The 14,258-nt window shown below is 74.0% G+C and carries 10 protein-coding genes; 1 reads left to right on the top strand and 9 read right to left on the bottom strand.

Going from position 1 to position 14,258, the window contains the following annotated elements; genetic code table 11:
• Nucleotides 1–43: 43 nt before the first annotated feature.
• Nucleotides 44–982, bottom strand: a complete 939-nt coding sequence (locus ACFQW6_RS18870; RefSeq protein WP_378549001.1) for an NAD-dependent epimerase/dehydratase family protein — start codon at nt 980–982, stop codon at nt 44–46.
• A 125-nt stretch (nt 983–1,107) separates the two neighbouring features.
• Here ACFQW6_RS18870 and ACFQW6_RS18865 point away from each other — a divergent pair, with 125 nt between their 5' ends.
• Nucleotides 1,108–1,830 carry a TetR/AcrR family transcriptional regulator gene (locus ACFQW6_RS18865; RefSeq protein ID WP_378548998.1) on the top strand — a complete coding sequence of 241 codons (723 nt, stop codon included), beginning with the start codon at nt 1,108–1,110 and terminating at the stop codon, nt 1,828–1,830.
• 14 nt (nt 1,831–1,844) lie between these two features.
• Here ACFQW6_RS18865 and ACFQW6_RS18860 read toward each other — a convergent pair whose 3' ends face one another.
• The 8 genes from ACFQW6_RS18860 to ACFQW6_RS18825 form a co-directional block, all read right to left on the bottom strand.
• On the bottom strand, nt 1,845–2,711 hold the full coding sequence (locus tag ACFQW6_RS18860; protein ID WP_378548995.1) for an ERCC4 domain-containing protein: 867 nt from the start codon (nt 2,709–2,711) through the stop codon (nt 1,845–1,847).
• Between the two features lie 60 nt (nt 2,712–2,771).
• The gene (locus tag ACFQW6_RS18855) at nt 2,772–4,478 is read right to left on the bottom strand and encodes an FAD-binding dehydrogenase (protein WP_378548992.1); all 1,707 of its coding nucleotides are present in this window, start codon (nt 4,476–4,478) and stop codon (nt 2,772–2,774) included.
• Entirely contained in the window at nt 4,475–5,116 is a 642-nt protein-coding gene (locus ACFQW6_RS18850) for a TetR/AcrR family transcriptional regulator (protein WP_378548989.1), read from the bottom strand. The genes ACFQW6_RS18855 and ACFQW6_RS18850 overlap by 4 nt, the downstream gene beginning before the upstream one ends.
• Before the next feature lie 45 nt (nt 5,117–5,161).
• Nucleotides 5,162–7,147 (bottom strand): hypothetical protein, encoded by a 1,986-nt coding sequence (locus ACFQW6_RS18845; RefSeq protein ID WP_378548986.1) that lies wholly within the window; start codon nt 7,145–7,147, stop codon nt 5,162–5,164.
• Nucleotides 7,148–7,245: 98 nt separating this feature from the next.
• Entirely contained in the window at nt 7,246–9,027 is a 1,782-nt protein-coding gene (locus tag ACFQW6_RS18840) for an acetyl/propionyl/methylcrotonyl-CoA carboxylase subunit alpha (RefSeq protein WP_378548983.1), read from the bottom strand.
• A 69-nt stretch (nt 9,028–9,096) separates the two neighbouring features.
• The gene (locus ACFQW6_RS18835) at nt 9,097–11,724 is read right to left on the bottom strand and encodes an AMP-binding protein (RefSeq protein ID WP_378548980.1); all 2,628 of its coding nucleotides are present in this window, start codon (nt 11,722–11,724) and stop codon (nt 9,097–9,099) included.
• Nucleotides 11,721–12,785, bottom strand: a complete 1,065-nt coding sequence (locus ACFQW6_RS18830) for an ABC transporter ATP-binding protein (RefSeq protein ID WP_378548977.1) — start codon at nt 12,783–12,785, stop codon at nt 11,721–11,723. The genes ACFQW6_RS18835 and ACFQW6_RS18830 overlap by 4 nt, the downstream gene beginning before the upstream one ends.
• Entirely contained in the window at nt 12,782–14,257 is a 1,476-nt protein-coding gene (locus ACFQW6_RS18825) for an ABC transporter permease (RefSeq protein ID WP_378548974.1), read from the bottom strand. Before ACFQW6_RS18825 ends, ACFQW6_RS18830 begins: the two co-directional genes overlap by 4 nt.
• Nucleotide 14,258: the final 1 nt, after the last annotated feature.

The raw sequence follows: 14,258 nt of genomic DNA, 5'->3' as shown, positions 1-14,258 counted from the left end.
GGGTTACCCGTCCGTACGCCGGTCGGCGTGCGCCCGTGCTCGTTCAGGCGGCCGCCACCTGCTCGGCCCGCCACCACGCCACCGTCCGGGCCACGCCGTCGGCCAGCGTGGTGGGTGCCAGCCCGAGCCGCTCCTCGCTGGCGGACGAGTCCATGACGAAGGGCTTCGCGAACATGTAGCCGGTCTCCGCCATCTCGCGCATGCTGCGCGAGACCAGGCCTGCGGTGCTGAGGACGCCCACCGGGACCGAGGAGATCCTCGGGGTGGGGACGCCGCCCGCCTCGGCGACCAGCTCCACGAGCCGTCGCTGGGTGACCGGGGGAGCGGTGGGCGCGTGGAGGAACGAGTTCCACAGCTCCGGCCGGGCGGCGGCGGCGATCATCGCGGCGGCCAGGTCGGGGACGTAGGTGAAGGAGTGCGGCTGGTCGGGGCTGCCGACGACCCGCATGGTGCGCCCGGCCAGGACCGTGGGCACCATCCGCTCGCCGGCATGCGCGGTGCGCACCATCGGGCCGTAGAAGTCCGAGGCGGCGACGCTGACGGTCGGGGTGCTGGATGCGTCGCGCTGGGCGAGCAGCTCGGTGCGGACACCGAGCTTGCCGGTGGTGGCGGTGCGCGGCCTGTCCTCGGCGATGGTGCCGTCGACCGGGCCATAGGAGTACAGGCTCTCGGGGAAGACCACGACCGCGCCGACCCGCCCGGCTGCGTCGAGCACCGCCCGCTCGGCCTGCGGCAGCTCGGCGCGCCAGACGCGGGCGTCGTACGCCGACCCGTGGATGCAGTGGTGGACCGCGGCCGCGCCGGCGAAGGCGGCGACGAGCGCGTCGGGCCGGGAGACGTCGACGCGGCGGCGGTCGATGAGCGGGTGCACCGGACCGCTGCCCGAGCGGGTCAGCAGTCGGACCTGCTCGCCGGCGTCGGCGAGCTGCTGGGCGACGGTCGCGCCGACGGGGCCGGCTCCGGTGACGACGTGCACTGACATGTGGGCTCCTGAGGTTTGGGAGAGCGGTGCTCTCGGTTCCACCATCATGGCGCGGTCGTTGCGACAAAACAAGAGCGGTGCTCACATTTGTCATCACCGCTCGCTCGCTGTGCTTGGATGGGCGGATGGTCGACACCTCCGCCGGGACCCCCGCGAACCTCTCCCCGCGCGCCAAGGCGCGCGTCCGGACGATGCGCGACATCGTCCGCATCGGCCGCGAGCACCTCGCGACCGAGGGTGCGGCGGCGCTGTCGCTGCGAGCCGTCGCCCGCGACCTCGGTCTGGTGTCGTCGGCGGTCTACCGCTACGTCGCGAGCCGCGACGAGCTGCTGACCCTGCTCGTCGTCGACGGCTACGACGAGCTCGGCGACGCGGTCGACGCGGCGCTCGAGCAGGTCGACCGCGACGACCACGTGGGCCGGGTCGTCGCCATCGGCCGCGCCACCCGCGCGTGGGCGCTGGCCGAGCCGGCGACGTACGCCCTGCTCTTCGGCAGCCCGGTGCCCGGCTACGAGGCGCCGGCCGAGCAGACCACCGGCCCCGGCACCCGGGTCGTGACCCGGCTGGTCGAGGTGTGGGAGGACGCCTGGCAGGCGGGCGCGATCTCGCTGGACGAGGCGCCGGTGGCCCCGCGCCGGCTGTCGCGCGACCTGGCCCGGATCCGCAAGGAGGTGGGCATCACCGCCCCCGACCGTCTCGTCGCCCGCGGGCTCTTCGGCTGGGCCGCGCTCTTCGGGTGCGTGTCGTTCGAGGTGTTCGGGCAGTACGGCGCCGACACCTTCAGCGACCCCCGCGACCTCTTCGAGCACCACCTGGCTGCGCTCGTCGAGGCCGTCGGCCTGGAGTAGCGCACCTCCCGCGGTCAGTCGGTGGCCGGGGCCTCCGCGACGACCTCCCCGGTGAGGCTGTCGACCAGCTGGGTACCGGCGGAGGCGCCGCGCAGGGCGCGCAGGGCGATGGCCTTCCGGCTGAAGGACTCCGGGTCCGTGCGTCCCGACGGCCTACCTCCGGGGTCGTCGTCGGGTGTGCTGATCACCCAGCGTCGCAGGGCCCTGGCCGTGGCGGTGTCACGGTCGGGCTCGGGCTCCCGGTCGGCAGGTGCGAGGTAGTCGCCCTGCAGCGCCTGCGCCAGCCGAGCCGCTCGCACGGGACCGATGCCCGGGTGGCGGCGGAGGTCGCCGGGTGCGGCGTCGGCGATGGCGGCGACGCTGCCGTACGAGGCGAGGAGGCTGCGGGCCATGGCTGGGCTGATGCCGGGGACCACGGACAGCATCACCTCGGCCTGCGCGGACGGGTGCCGCGGCGCTCGGCGGGGTCCTTCGGTGCGGATGGTCGGTGCGGGGCGGCGCGCGCGCCTGGCCAGCCGAACGAGCCATGCGGCGCTGTCGTCGGCGTCGAGGCTGTGCAGGACGGTGAAGCCGTCCTCGATGAGCCGGCACACGGCGCCGCGCCAGGCGTCCTCGGCGATGCGCGGCTCGCCCTCGAGGAGCAGCACCGCCTGCGGGAACACCGACTGCAGGCGTTCCGCCTGGTCGAAGAGGCGGCCGTCACGGATGGAGGCACCGAGGTCGGCCGGCCCCTTGCGCTCGACCGCCAGGCTCGGGCCGAGGACGTAGTCCCCGACCGGGAGGTCCACCAGCCGCACGTCCACGCCCGCTGCTGCCATGGCGTCGGGGATCGAGCTGTCCCGTTCGCGGTGGTCCACCAGTACCGGGCCTGTCACCTGCACGCCACGACGCTACCCATCCGCACATCCCGGCATGCCTCGTCGAGGGTGGTCCTGCCGCGATCAGCGCGCGAGCGCCCGGCCGACGGCGCGGCCGGAGAAGATGCAGCCGCCCAGGAAGGTCCCCTCGAGTGCGTTGTAGCCGTGTACGCCGCCACCGCCGAACCCGGCGACCTCGCCCGCGGCGTACAGCCCCGGGACCCGGGTGCCGTCGGCCGCGACGCACTGGCCGTCGAGGTCGGTCTCCAGGCCGCCGAGCGTCTTGCGGGACAAGATGTTGAGGCGGACGGCGATCAGCGGGCCGTGGGCGGGGTCGAGGATCTTGTGCGGCTTGGCGACGCGGATCAGCTTGTCGGTGCGGCTGCGGCGGGCGTTGTGGATCGCCATCACCTGGACGTCCTTGGAGAAGGCGTTGTCGACCTCGCGGTCGCGCGCGACGATGTGCCGCTCGAGGTCGTCGGTGTCGAGCTCCGGTCCGCGGGCCAGCTCGTTCATCCCGGTCACCAGCTCCGCGAGGGTGTCGGCCACGACGAAGTCGACGCCGTGCTCCTTGAAGGCCTCCACCGGGCCGGGTGCGCCCTTCGCGAGCCGGCTCTGGGCGAGGAACTTCAGGTCCTTGCCGGTGATGTCGGGGTTCTGCTCGGACCCGGAGAGCGCGAACTCCTTCTCGATGATCGACTGGGTGAGCACGAACCACGAGTAGTCGTGGCCGGTGGCCAGGATCTGCTTCATCGCCCCGATCGAGTCCGCGCCCGGGACGCCCGACATGCCCTCGAGCCGCCTGCCGGTGGCGTCGAACCACATCGACGACGGGCCGGGAAGGATGCGGATGGCGTGGTCGGGCCACACCGGGTCCCAGTTGTGGACGCCCTCGACGTAGGCCCACATGCGGTCCTTGTTCACCATCGTCGCGCCGGCGTGCTCGGCGATGCCCTGCATCCGTCCGTCGACGTGCGCGGGGACGCCGGAGATGAGGTGCTCGGGCGCGGCGCCGACGCGCTCGGTGGGCCAGCTGCGCCGCATCAGCTCGTGGTTGTGGCCGATGCCGCCGGAGGTGACGACGACCGCCGGTGCGCGGAGCTCGAAGGTGCCGGCCGGGTCACGGGTGGACCTCACGCCGCGCGCGGCGTCGTCGTCGGCGAGCACGGTGCCGCGCACGCCCACGACCGCGCCGTCCTCGACGACCAGCTCGTCGACCTGGTGGCGGAACGCGAGCCGTACGAGCCCGTGCGCCTCGGCACGCTCGACGGGCTCGGCGAAGATCCGCACCACCTCGGGGCCGGTGCCCCACGTCAGGTGAAACCGCGGCACCGAGTTGCCGTGGCCGGTGGCCCGGCCGTCCCCGCGCTCGGCCCACCCCACGAAGGGCAGCGATCGCAGGCCGAGGGCGCGGAGGTAGTCGCGCTTCTCGCCGTGCGCGAAGTCGACGTACGCCCTGGCCCACTGCCGCGGCCAGAAGTCCTCGCCGCGGCCGGGGCCGTCGGTGCCGTCGCCGAGGCGGTCGAACTGGGCCGAGCCCTGCCAGTCCTGCCACGCGAGCTCGGGGGAGTCGGTGATGCCCATCCGCCGCTGCTCCGGGCTGTCGACGAACAGCAGCCCGCCGAGGGACCACCACGCCTGGCCGCCGAGGTTGTGGCGGTTCTCCTGGTCGAGCACGAGCACGCGCTTGCCGGCGAGGGCGAGCTCGTGGGTCGCGACCAGCCCGGCGAGGCCGGCGCCGACCACGATGACGTCGGGGGTGAGGGCGTCGGTGGGGGTGGGCTCGGTCATCGGGGCTCCTGCTCGGGGTAGCGGTGGACGATCAGCTCCGCGAGCAGGCGCAGGGCCCGCTCGGCGGTGCGGCCGGGTGCGGCCGCGGGGTCGGGGTCGAGTGCGGAGAAGGCGAGCCCGTCGAGCATGTTGACCACGATGCTGAGGACGGCCGGGAGGTCGTCGGCGGAGAGGCGGTCGGACCACAGGTCGGCGGCGACGTCGAGCATCTGCGCGTGCAGCACCTCGCGCGCCGGCAGCAGCGCCTCGCGGAGGCCCGCGTCGGCGCGGGCGGCGACGAGGAGCTCGCGCCAGGTCTGGTTGGTGGGGGAGAGCACCGCCGCGCGCAGGTGGGTCAGCACGTCCGCCACGTCGTCGACGGTGTCGACCGCAGCGCCCTCGGTCGTGGCGCGGAAGGCCGCGACGTTGCGGTTCGCCACGTGCTCCGCGGTGGCGACCAGCAGCGCCTGCCGGGTCGGGAAGTGGCGGAAGAGCGCCCCCTGGCTCACGCCCGCCTCCGCGCAGACCGCGGCGGTCGAGGTGGCGGCGTACCCCCGCGCGGTCAGGCACGCCACCGTCGCCTCCAGCAGCGCGCCGATCGTGCCCTCGCGGCGCTGCGCCTGCGTGCGGCGCGGAGCGGTGGTGGTGGAAGTGGTCACCGCGCAAGTGTCACATAGAAAGTGAGTGCTTGCTATCTAACTAATTCAACGGCGCACCCGCACCGCGGGGGACACGACGGCCCGGCCGTCCGTCCGGGCCACCAGTCGGTAGCGGACCGCGCCCCGCCTCGGGGCGTCCACGACGAAGCTGACGCGACCCGACGGCGAGAAGCGCTTGGTGGCCACCGTGGACCAGCCGCGGTCGGTGCGGCGCTGGAGCAGTGCCCGCGCGCCCGCGGCCCAGGTGCCGGAGCGACCAGTCAGCCGTGCGCCGCGCCGGTCGACACGCGTGGCCTGGAGCGACACCGTGCGCACCAGGCTCGGCGCGGTCGGGCTGGGCTGGGTCGTCGGGGTGGGGCTCGGGGCCGGACTCGGGGCCGGGGTGGGACCGGCACTGGTGGTCGGGTTCGGGGTGGGCGTCGGGGTGGGCGTCGGGGTGGGCGTCGGGGTGGGAGCCGTCGTCGTCGTCGGAGTGGGCGGCGGCGGAGGGGGCGGCGGTGCCGTCGTGGTCGCCGGGATGGTGACCGTGCGGACGGGGCTCAGGTTGCCCGATGTGTCCTCGGTGAAGACGGTGAGCGTGTAGGGCAGCCACGTCGGGAAGCCGGTCACGACCGTCGACGTGCGCCGGCCGTCGTACACGAGCCGGCCCTCCGTCACCGCGCTCGTGCCGCTCGCGCCGAGGATGACCGTGTCGACCCAGTCGGCGTCGGTCGGGTTGGTCCACGTCAGGGGGACCGACGCGCCCGCGGCACCGGCGGTGAGGGCGGTGACCGGTCCGGGTGCGGTGGTGTCGGGCGTCGGGGCGCTGGGGTCGACCGCGCGCCACGACAGGTCGCCGCGCAGGGCCGGAGTCATGCCCTCGCAGTGCTGCTCGAAGGAGATCCGGAAGCCGGTCAGGATGCCGTTGTCGTAGGTCGCCTCGTGCACCGTGAACTGGCCGGTGAGCGTGTTGCAGCCCCGACCGCTGCCGCTGATGTCGAGGCCGGCGTTGCCGGAGTTGAAGGGGTAGCGGGTGGCGCCGGTGTAGGTCTTTCCGGGGAGGAGGATCTGGCCCTTGGGTGCCTGGAACGTGGCGCCCCACCAGTCGTTGCCGTAGTCGGCTCCCATGGAGGCGTAGGTCTCGGTGCCCCCGCCGCCGAGCCGGGCGCCCATCTGCGGCGTGTAGGTGTAGCTCTTGCCTTGGCTGATGTAGTCACCGGCGTCGCCGCTCATCTGCCAGCGGGTGCGGCCGCTCGTGCCGACCGCGGACAGGCTGATCTCGCGGAAGCCTCCGCGGCTGTCGGAGATCTCGAGCAGGCCGAGGCGCATGCCGGGCCTGCTGGCGGTCCACCCGACGTGGACCGTGCAGCTGGCCCCGGGGGCGAGCGAGGCGGAGCAGCCGTTGCTGACGATGCTGTAGTCGGCGGCGCCCGCCTTGATCGCGCTGGTGACGGTGGTCGCCGCTGCGCCGTTGTTGGTCACGCGGATCGGGACGGGGCGCACCGGGACGCCCGGGTAGTCGGACGGGAAGGCGAGGATGCCGGCCTCCACCCCGAGCGGAGCGGTGGCCTCGCCGTAGCCGAGCCGGATCTCCCCGAAGACGGCGGCGTCGCCGCCCTCGCAGTGCTGCTCGTAGACGATCCAGAGCCGGCCCGGCGCGAGGTCGAGCACGGTGAAGAAGCCGGTCGAGGTGTTGCAGCCGCGGCCGTCGCCCGACACGTCGATCCCGGGCTCGCCGGGCTCCTGGAAGGGGTAGCGGGTGGCGCCCGGGTAGCGGGCGGGGGTGAGCGCGTAGCCGGCGGGCGCCGCGAAGTCGAAGGTGAAGGGACCGGCCGAGACGTGGGCGGTGGTCTCGCTGACCCAGTACGAGATGTTGCTGCGGTAGGTGCGTGCGATGCCCTGCCCGATGTAGTCACCGGACTCGCTGACCATCGTGACGTAGCCCGAGGTGGTGTCGGCGGCCGCGGGTGTGGAGCCCCCGGAGACCAGCACCGGGAGCGTCGCTCCCACGAACGCGAGGACGGCCAGCTCGACCCTGCGACGTACCGACATGTTGCGCCCCCGCCCGTGTGTCGGCGCCGGCCGCCGACCGTGGCGTCAGGCTAGGCCTGACGCCACGGGGTGTCACCTGTCCTCAGGGGTAGGGTGCGTCAGCCCTTGATCTCGCAGATGACGGCGCCGTTGGTGACGGTGGCGCCGACCTCGGCCTGCAGGCCGGTGACGGTGCCGGCCTTGTGGGCCTTGAGGGGCTGCTCCATCTTCATCGCCTCCATGACGACGATGGCGTCGCCCTCCGCCACCTCCTGGCCCTCGGTGACGACGACCTTGACGATCGTGCCCTGCATGGGAGAGGTGACGGCGTCGCCGGAGGCTGCTGCACCGGCCTTCTTCGCCGAGCGCTTCGCGGTCTTCGTCGCGCCGCCGGCGTTCGACCCTCCTGCGCCGAGCCCGCCCAGCCCGGCGGGCAGCACGACCTCGAGCCGGCGGCCGCCGACCTCGACGGTGACCTTCTGCCGCTCACCAGCCTCTTCGGCCTCGCCCGCGTCGCCGGCGTACGGCTCGATCTGGTTGTCGAACTCGGTCTCGATCCACTGGGTGTAGACGGTGAACTCGCCGTCACCGGTGGGCGTGGAGGCGCCGACGTAGGCGGGGTCGCGCACCACGGCGCGGTGGAACGGGATGACGGTGGGCATGCCGTCGACGACGAACTCGTCCAGGGCGCGGCGGGAGCGCTCGAGCGCCTGGGTGCGGTCGCGGCCGGTGACGATGAGCTTCGCGATGAGGGAGTCGAAGGACCCGGGGATCGTCTCGCCCTGGTCGTAGCCGCCGTCGAGGCGTACGCCCGGGCCGGCCGGGGCGTGCCACCGGGTGAGGGTGCCGGGGGCGGGCATGAAGTTGCGGCCGCCGTCCTCGGCGTTGATGCGGTACTCGATGGAGTGGCCGCGGATCTCGGGGTCGTCGTAGCCGAGCTCCTCGCCGGCGGCGATGCGGAACATCTCGCGGACGAGGTCGATGCCGGTGACCTCCTCGGAGACGCAGTGCTCGACCTGGAGGCGGGTGTTGACCTCGAGGAAGGAGATCGTGCCGTCCTGCGCGACGAGGAACTCACAGGTCCCGGCGCCGTGGTAGCCGGCCTCGGTGAGGATCCGCTTGGACGAGGCGTAGAGCTCGGCGACCTGCTCGTCGGTGAGGAACGGCGCGGGGGCCTCCTCGACGAGCTTCTGGTTGCGGCGCTGCAGCGAGCAGTCCCGGGTGGAGACCACGACGACGTTGCCGTGCTGGTCGGCAAGGCACTGGGTCTCGACGTGTCGGGGCTTGTCGAGGAACTTCTCGACCAGGCACTCGCCGCGCCCGAACGCGGTGACGGCCTCGCGGACCGCGGACTCGTAGGCGTCGGGGATCTCCTCGAGCGTGCGGGCGACCTTGAGGCCGCGACCGCCGCCGCCGAAGACGGCCTTGATCGCGACCGGGAGGCCGTTGGCCTTCGCGAACTCGACGACCTCGTCGGCGTCCTTGACCGGGTCCTTGGTGCCCGGCGCGAGGGGGGCGTTCGCCTTGTCGGCGATGTGCTTGGCCCTGGCCTTGTCGCCCAGCGCCTCGATCGCGGCGGGCGGGGGACCGATCCAGATCAGCCCGGCGTCGATGACGGCCTGGGCGAAGTCGGCGTTCTCGGCGAGGAACCCGTAGCCGGGGTGGACGGAGTCCGCACCGGTGTCGGCGGCGACCTTGATGATCTTCGCGATGTCGAGGTAGGACTCGGCCGGCGTGGCGCCACCGAGGGAGTGGGCCTCGTCGGCGAGGCGCACGAAGAGGGCGTCGCGGTCCGGGTCGGCGTAGACCGCGACCGACCCGATCCCGGCGTCCTTGCAGGCGCGGATGACGCGGACGGCGATCTCGCCGCGGTTGGCGATGAGGACCTTCTTCAAGCTCACGCGAGGACTCCTGGCGGTGACACGGGTCTGGGCGGCGACGGGTAGCCGGAGGGCGTACCGCTCGGCAGGCTACCGCGACCCGAGCACGGCGCGACCGACCGCTTGGTGCACGGGCCGCACGAGGTAGGCGTAGACGACGCCCACTGTGAGGGACGCCACAAGCGCGAGCCACGGGTGGCCCGCGTCCTCGAGCGGCGGGTAGACCTGCCAGTGCGTCAGGTAGATGAACAGGCTCGCCGTGGCGAGCACTCCCGCGACGCGCGCGACCAGCGGCGGGACGGGCACGTGCGGACGCCACAGCAGCAGCAGGAAGCCGCCCAGGACGATGACCTCGCGGTGCACCTCGCCGAAGTAGCCCACGACCGTCACGAGGGCCAGCGCGGTCACGGTCCACCGCTGGCGCCTGGTCACCGCCCGCGCGCCCGCCCACCCGAGGGCGAAGAAGAACGACACGGCGAGCGTGGTGTAGCGCTCGGTCGGGCCGGCGCGCCAGCCGACCTCGGCGAGCCTGGCCACCGAGGCCAGGGCCAGCACGCCGAGGGCGAACCGGAACGGCGTACGCCGCTCCAGCCGGTGCAGCGCCGGCAGCGTGGTCGCGGCCAGCGCGGCGGCGGTCAGCCACACGAGCGACTCGAGGAACCACAGCTGCCACTGGTCGTCCCACACCGACCCGTTGACGATCTCCCGGACGAACAGGACGGTGGTGAGGTCGTAGCTGCCGAGCACCAGCGCGACGCCGCCGACCCACAGCACCGCCGGTACGACGAGCTGGGCCAGGCCGGCGAGGCCGTGCCGCAGCCGGGTGCGGGCGCCGCCGGGCGCGGAGAGCTGGAAGCGCGCGAAGTTGAAGCCGGCGAGCGCGAGGAGCAGGTGGGCGCCGCCCTCGAGGCCGACGAGGTCCACGTGGCTGGCGACGATGAGCACGATCGCGAGCGCCCGCAGCGCGACCGTCGTGTCGAGGTACGTCGTGCGGCGCCGCCGGCGGCCCGTGCCCGTGGGCGCGCCGCTCGTCCGTTCGACGTCCGGCGCGACATCGGCCTCGGCCGCGAGGCGCTCGAGCTCGCCGATGCCGCGCACGTGCCACCCGGCGGGCAGCCCGTGCGGGAAGTGGTCGGCGAGCCGAGTCGCGAGCTCGACGTACGACAGCGAGTCGCCGCCGAGTGAGACGAACGAGTCGGCGTCGGTGGCATCGGGGCGGCCCAGGACGCGGACGACGTCGGCGCGCACGGTGCGGGGGTGGCGGCCTGACGCGGAGGTGGCAGTGGTGCCCTCCTCCCGCTCGACCTGCGTGGCGAGCGCGCCGAGGGCGGCGTAGTCGGGCTTTCCGCTGCTCGTGAGCGGCACCTGCGGCACGACGGTGACGCGCACCGCGTGCGGGGGGACGCCGCACCGGTCGGCGACGAGCGTGCGCGCGGCGGCGCTGCCGCGTCCGCTCGTGAGGAAGGCGTGGACGGCGCGGCCCGTCGCGACGACCCGGGCGTGCCGGTCGACGTCGGCGCGCAGGCCCTGCTCGACGGCGTCGAGGTCGATGCGCAGGCCGAAGACCTTGCCCCAGCGGTTGCGTCGTCCCACCACGGAGAACAGGCCGTCGTGCTCGCGCGCGAGGTCGCCGGTGCGCAGCTCGGTCGTCACGCGGGGGAGCGCGAGGTCGGCCGGCTCCTCGGCGTAGCCGAGCATCACGCTGGGGCCGGAGTAGACGAGCTCCCCGACGCCCGGCCGGTCGTCGACGGACTCGTCGAGGTACAGGTGCCCGCCGGGGATCGCGACGCCGATGCTGTCGGCGTGGTCCTCGGCGAGGTCCGGCGGCAGCCACGCCATCCGGGCCGTGGCCTCGGTGGCGCCGTACATCACCACGAGGTCCCACCCCCGGCTGCGACCGGAGCGGCTCCAGCGGCGCACGTCCTCGGGTGCGAGCCGGCCGCCGGCCTGGGTGATCCGTCGCAGCGTCGGCAGGTCGCGGTCCTCGAACCCGCTGGCGGCGAGCAGGTCGAAGGTGTGCGGCACGCCGGCGAGACCCGTCACCCCGGTGCGCGCGAACAGGTCCCAGAAGCACGCGTCGACGACGCTCAGGCCGGTCAGCACGACGCTCGCGCCGACCACGAGGTGGGAGTGCAGCACGGACAGGCCGTAGCAGTAGTGCAGCGGCAGGGTGGTGACCGCGCGGTCGGCGGGGGTGAGCGCGAGGTAGTCGGCGATGGCCGCCGCGTTGCTGGCGACGTTGTCGCGGGAGAGCCGAACGAGCTTGGGTGAGCCGGTGGTGCCGGAGGTGCTCAGCAGGAGCGCGAGGTCGGGGTGCAGGTCGTGCGCGCTCGTGGCGCGGCGTACGTCGTCGCCGACGCCGGCGGTGCAGACCACGTCCGGGTCGTAGGCCGCGATGGTCGCGTCGCGCTGGGCGTGCCGGCCGTCGGGGACGACGAGGGCGACGTGGCCGTGCTGGAGCGCGGCGAGGTAGGCGACGAGCGAGTCGAGGTCGTTGGCGCCCTCGACCAGCACGAGCCGGCGGGCGGGGCCCCAGGCAGCCGCGCGGTCCGCCACGCGCCGGGCGAGGTCGGCGTGGGTGAGGACCGCGTCGCCGGCGAGGACGGCGGGAGCGGCGCCGAAGCGCGCGTGGTCGAGGACGGGGCCGACAGCCGGTGCGACCCTCCTGTCCAGGTCGGGCGTGGGGTGCAGCCTGGGCTGCGGCGACGTGAGCGTCACGGCGTGCCCGCCGGGTGGTAGGCGCGGACCAGGCCGGTGACGCGCAGGTGGACGGTGTCGCCGGGGCCGGGGTGGCGCACGCCCGCCATCCGCGCGAGGACCGGGGTGCCGTCGTCGAGGCGGACCTGCACGGCGCAGTCGTGCCCGTAGTAGCTGACCTCCTCGACCGTTCCGCGCACGCCCTCGTCGTGCGCGAGGTCGACGAAGACCTGCTCGGGGCGGATCATCAGCGCGACGGGTCCGGTGGTCGGCTCGGTCAGCACGACCTCGCCCAGCGAGCAGGTCGCGCGGGCGTCGGTGGCGGTGCCGGGCAGCACGACGGCACGGCCGACGAACTCGGCGACCTGCGGGTCGTGGGGGGAGAGGTAGACCTCGCTCGGCGTCGCCGACTGCACCAGCCGGCCGGCGCGCATCACGGCGACCTGGTCGGCGAGCGAGAGCGCCTCGTTCTGGTCGTGGGTGACCAGCAGTGCGGTGGTGTTCGTCGCATCGAGGGCGCGGCGTACGGCTCGCGCCGTGCTGCCGCGGAGGCTGGCGTCGAGGGAGGAGAACGGCTCGTCGAGCAGCACGACAGCGGGCTGCGGCGCGAGCGACCGGGCCAGTGCCACGCGCTGCTGCTGGCCGCCCGACAGCTCGTCCGGGCGACGCCGGCGGAAGTCGGCGGGCAGCTCGACGAGGTCGAGCATCTCCGCGACGCGGTCGCGACCCTCCTGGCCTCCACGCGCCTCCCGCGGCAGGCCGAACGCGATGTTGGCGGCCACGTCGAGGTGGGGGAAGAGCGCACCCTCCTGGGGGACGTAGCCGACCCGCCGCGCCTGCGGGGCCACGGGGCGTACGCCGTCGCCGGCGACCGTCGTGCGACCGAAGGCGATGCTGCCGGACTCGGGGACGAGGAAGCCGGCGATGAGCCGCAGCAGCGTGGTCTTGCCGCAGCCCGACGGCCCGAGCACGGTCGTGAACGAGCCGTGCGGCACGTGGAGGGTGACGTCGTCGACGGCGCGGGTGGCCGAGGCTCCGGAGCCGAAGGACTTCGTGACGCCGGTGATCGTGAGCGAGCTCATGCCGGGACCCTCTCCGTGCGGGTGGCCGGGCTGTCGGACCGCATCAGCAGCACCGTGGCGGGGATCGAGACGAGCACGAGCAGCAGCGCGTAGGGGGCCGCGGCGCCGTAGCGGAGCTCGGAGGAGGCCGACCAGAACTCGGTGGCCAGCGTGTGGGTGCCGATCGGGGAGAGCATGAGGGTCGCGGTGAGCTCGGTGGAGATGGCGAGGAAGACGAGCGCGGTGCCCGCGCCGAGGCTCGGCGCGATGAGCGGCAGCGTCACCCGCCGGGCGGTGGCGAGGGGACCCGTGCCGAGGCTGTGCGCGACGTCGTCGAGCACGGTGGGCGCCTGCTCCAGCCCGGCGCGGACCGTGACCACGGCTCGCGGCAGGAACAGGATGACGTACGCCGCCACGAGCAGGGCGGCGGTCTGGTAGATCGCCGGCACGAGGCGCAGCGACGCCACGACGAGGGCGAGGCCGACGACGATGCCGGGCAGCGCGTTGGCGATGTAGGTGCTGCGCTCGATCACCGTGCTCGCCCACCCGCGGTAGCGGACGGCAAGCCAGACCACCGGGATCGCGGCGAGCGTCGTGACGACCGCACCGGCGAGCGCGAGCGCGATCGTGGCGACGAGTGCCTCGGCCAGCTCGGCCATCGGGAACTCGGTCGAGGTGCCCACGACGAGCCAGCGCAGCAGCGAGAAGGCCGGGATGCCGAGGGCGAGGACCACCACGGCGCCGACGACGGCGACGAGCGGCCACCGCCACGGGCCGAGCGCGACGGGTACGGCGCTGCGGGCGGCGCCGCGGCCCAGCCGGGCGTACCTCCGGTTGCCCCGCAGACGCAGCTCGGCGAGCAGCAGCACCAGGCAGAGCAGGACCAGCACGACGGCCATCGCGGTGGCGGCGGCGCCGTTGAAGGTCGAGCCGTACTGGTCGTAGATCGCGGTGGTGAAGGTCGGGAAGCGCAGCAGCGACAGCGCGCCGAACTCCGCCAGCAGGTGCAGCCCGACCAGCAGAGCGCCGCCGAGCAGGGCCGGGCGCAGCTGCGGGAGGACGACCGTGCGGAAGGTGCGCGTCCGGGAGTGGCCGAGCGACCAGGCCGACTCCTCCAGCGCCGGGTCGAGGCGGCGCAGCATCGCGACGACGGGGAGGTAGACCAGCGGGTAGTAGGAGAGCGTGACGACGGTGAAGGCGCCGGTGAACCCGTGGACGCTGCGGTCGAGCGAGACCCAGGCGTAGCCGTTGACGAACGCGGGGACGGCGAGCGGTGCCACGAGCAGGCCGTGCCACAGGCGGCGTCCGGGCAGGTCGGTGCGCTCGACGAGGACGCCGAGCGAGACGCCGAGGGCGGCGGTGGCGGCCATGCACGCGATCGCCAGGGTGACGGTGTTGCGCAGCAGCTCGGCGATGCGCGGACGGGCCAGGAGGTGCCAGAGGTCGACGGGCCCGATGACCACGACGTAGAAGGCCACGTAGGCCAACGGCACC

Origin of the sequence: Nocardioides sp. GCM10028917, from assembly GCF_042666175.1 — a bacterium.
In the GTDB taxonomy this organism is placed as follows: Bacteria; Actinomycetota; Actinomycetes; order Propionibacteriales; family Nocardioidaceae; genus Nocardioides.
The sequence above is the reverse complement of the archived record's forward strand: the minus strand, read 5'-3'. Positions and strand labels throughout refer to the sequence as shown.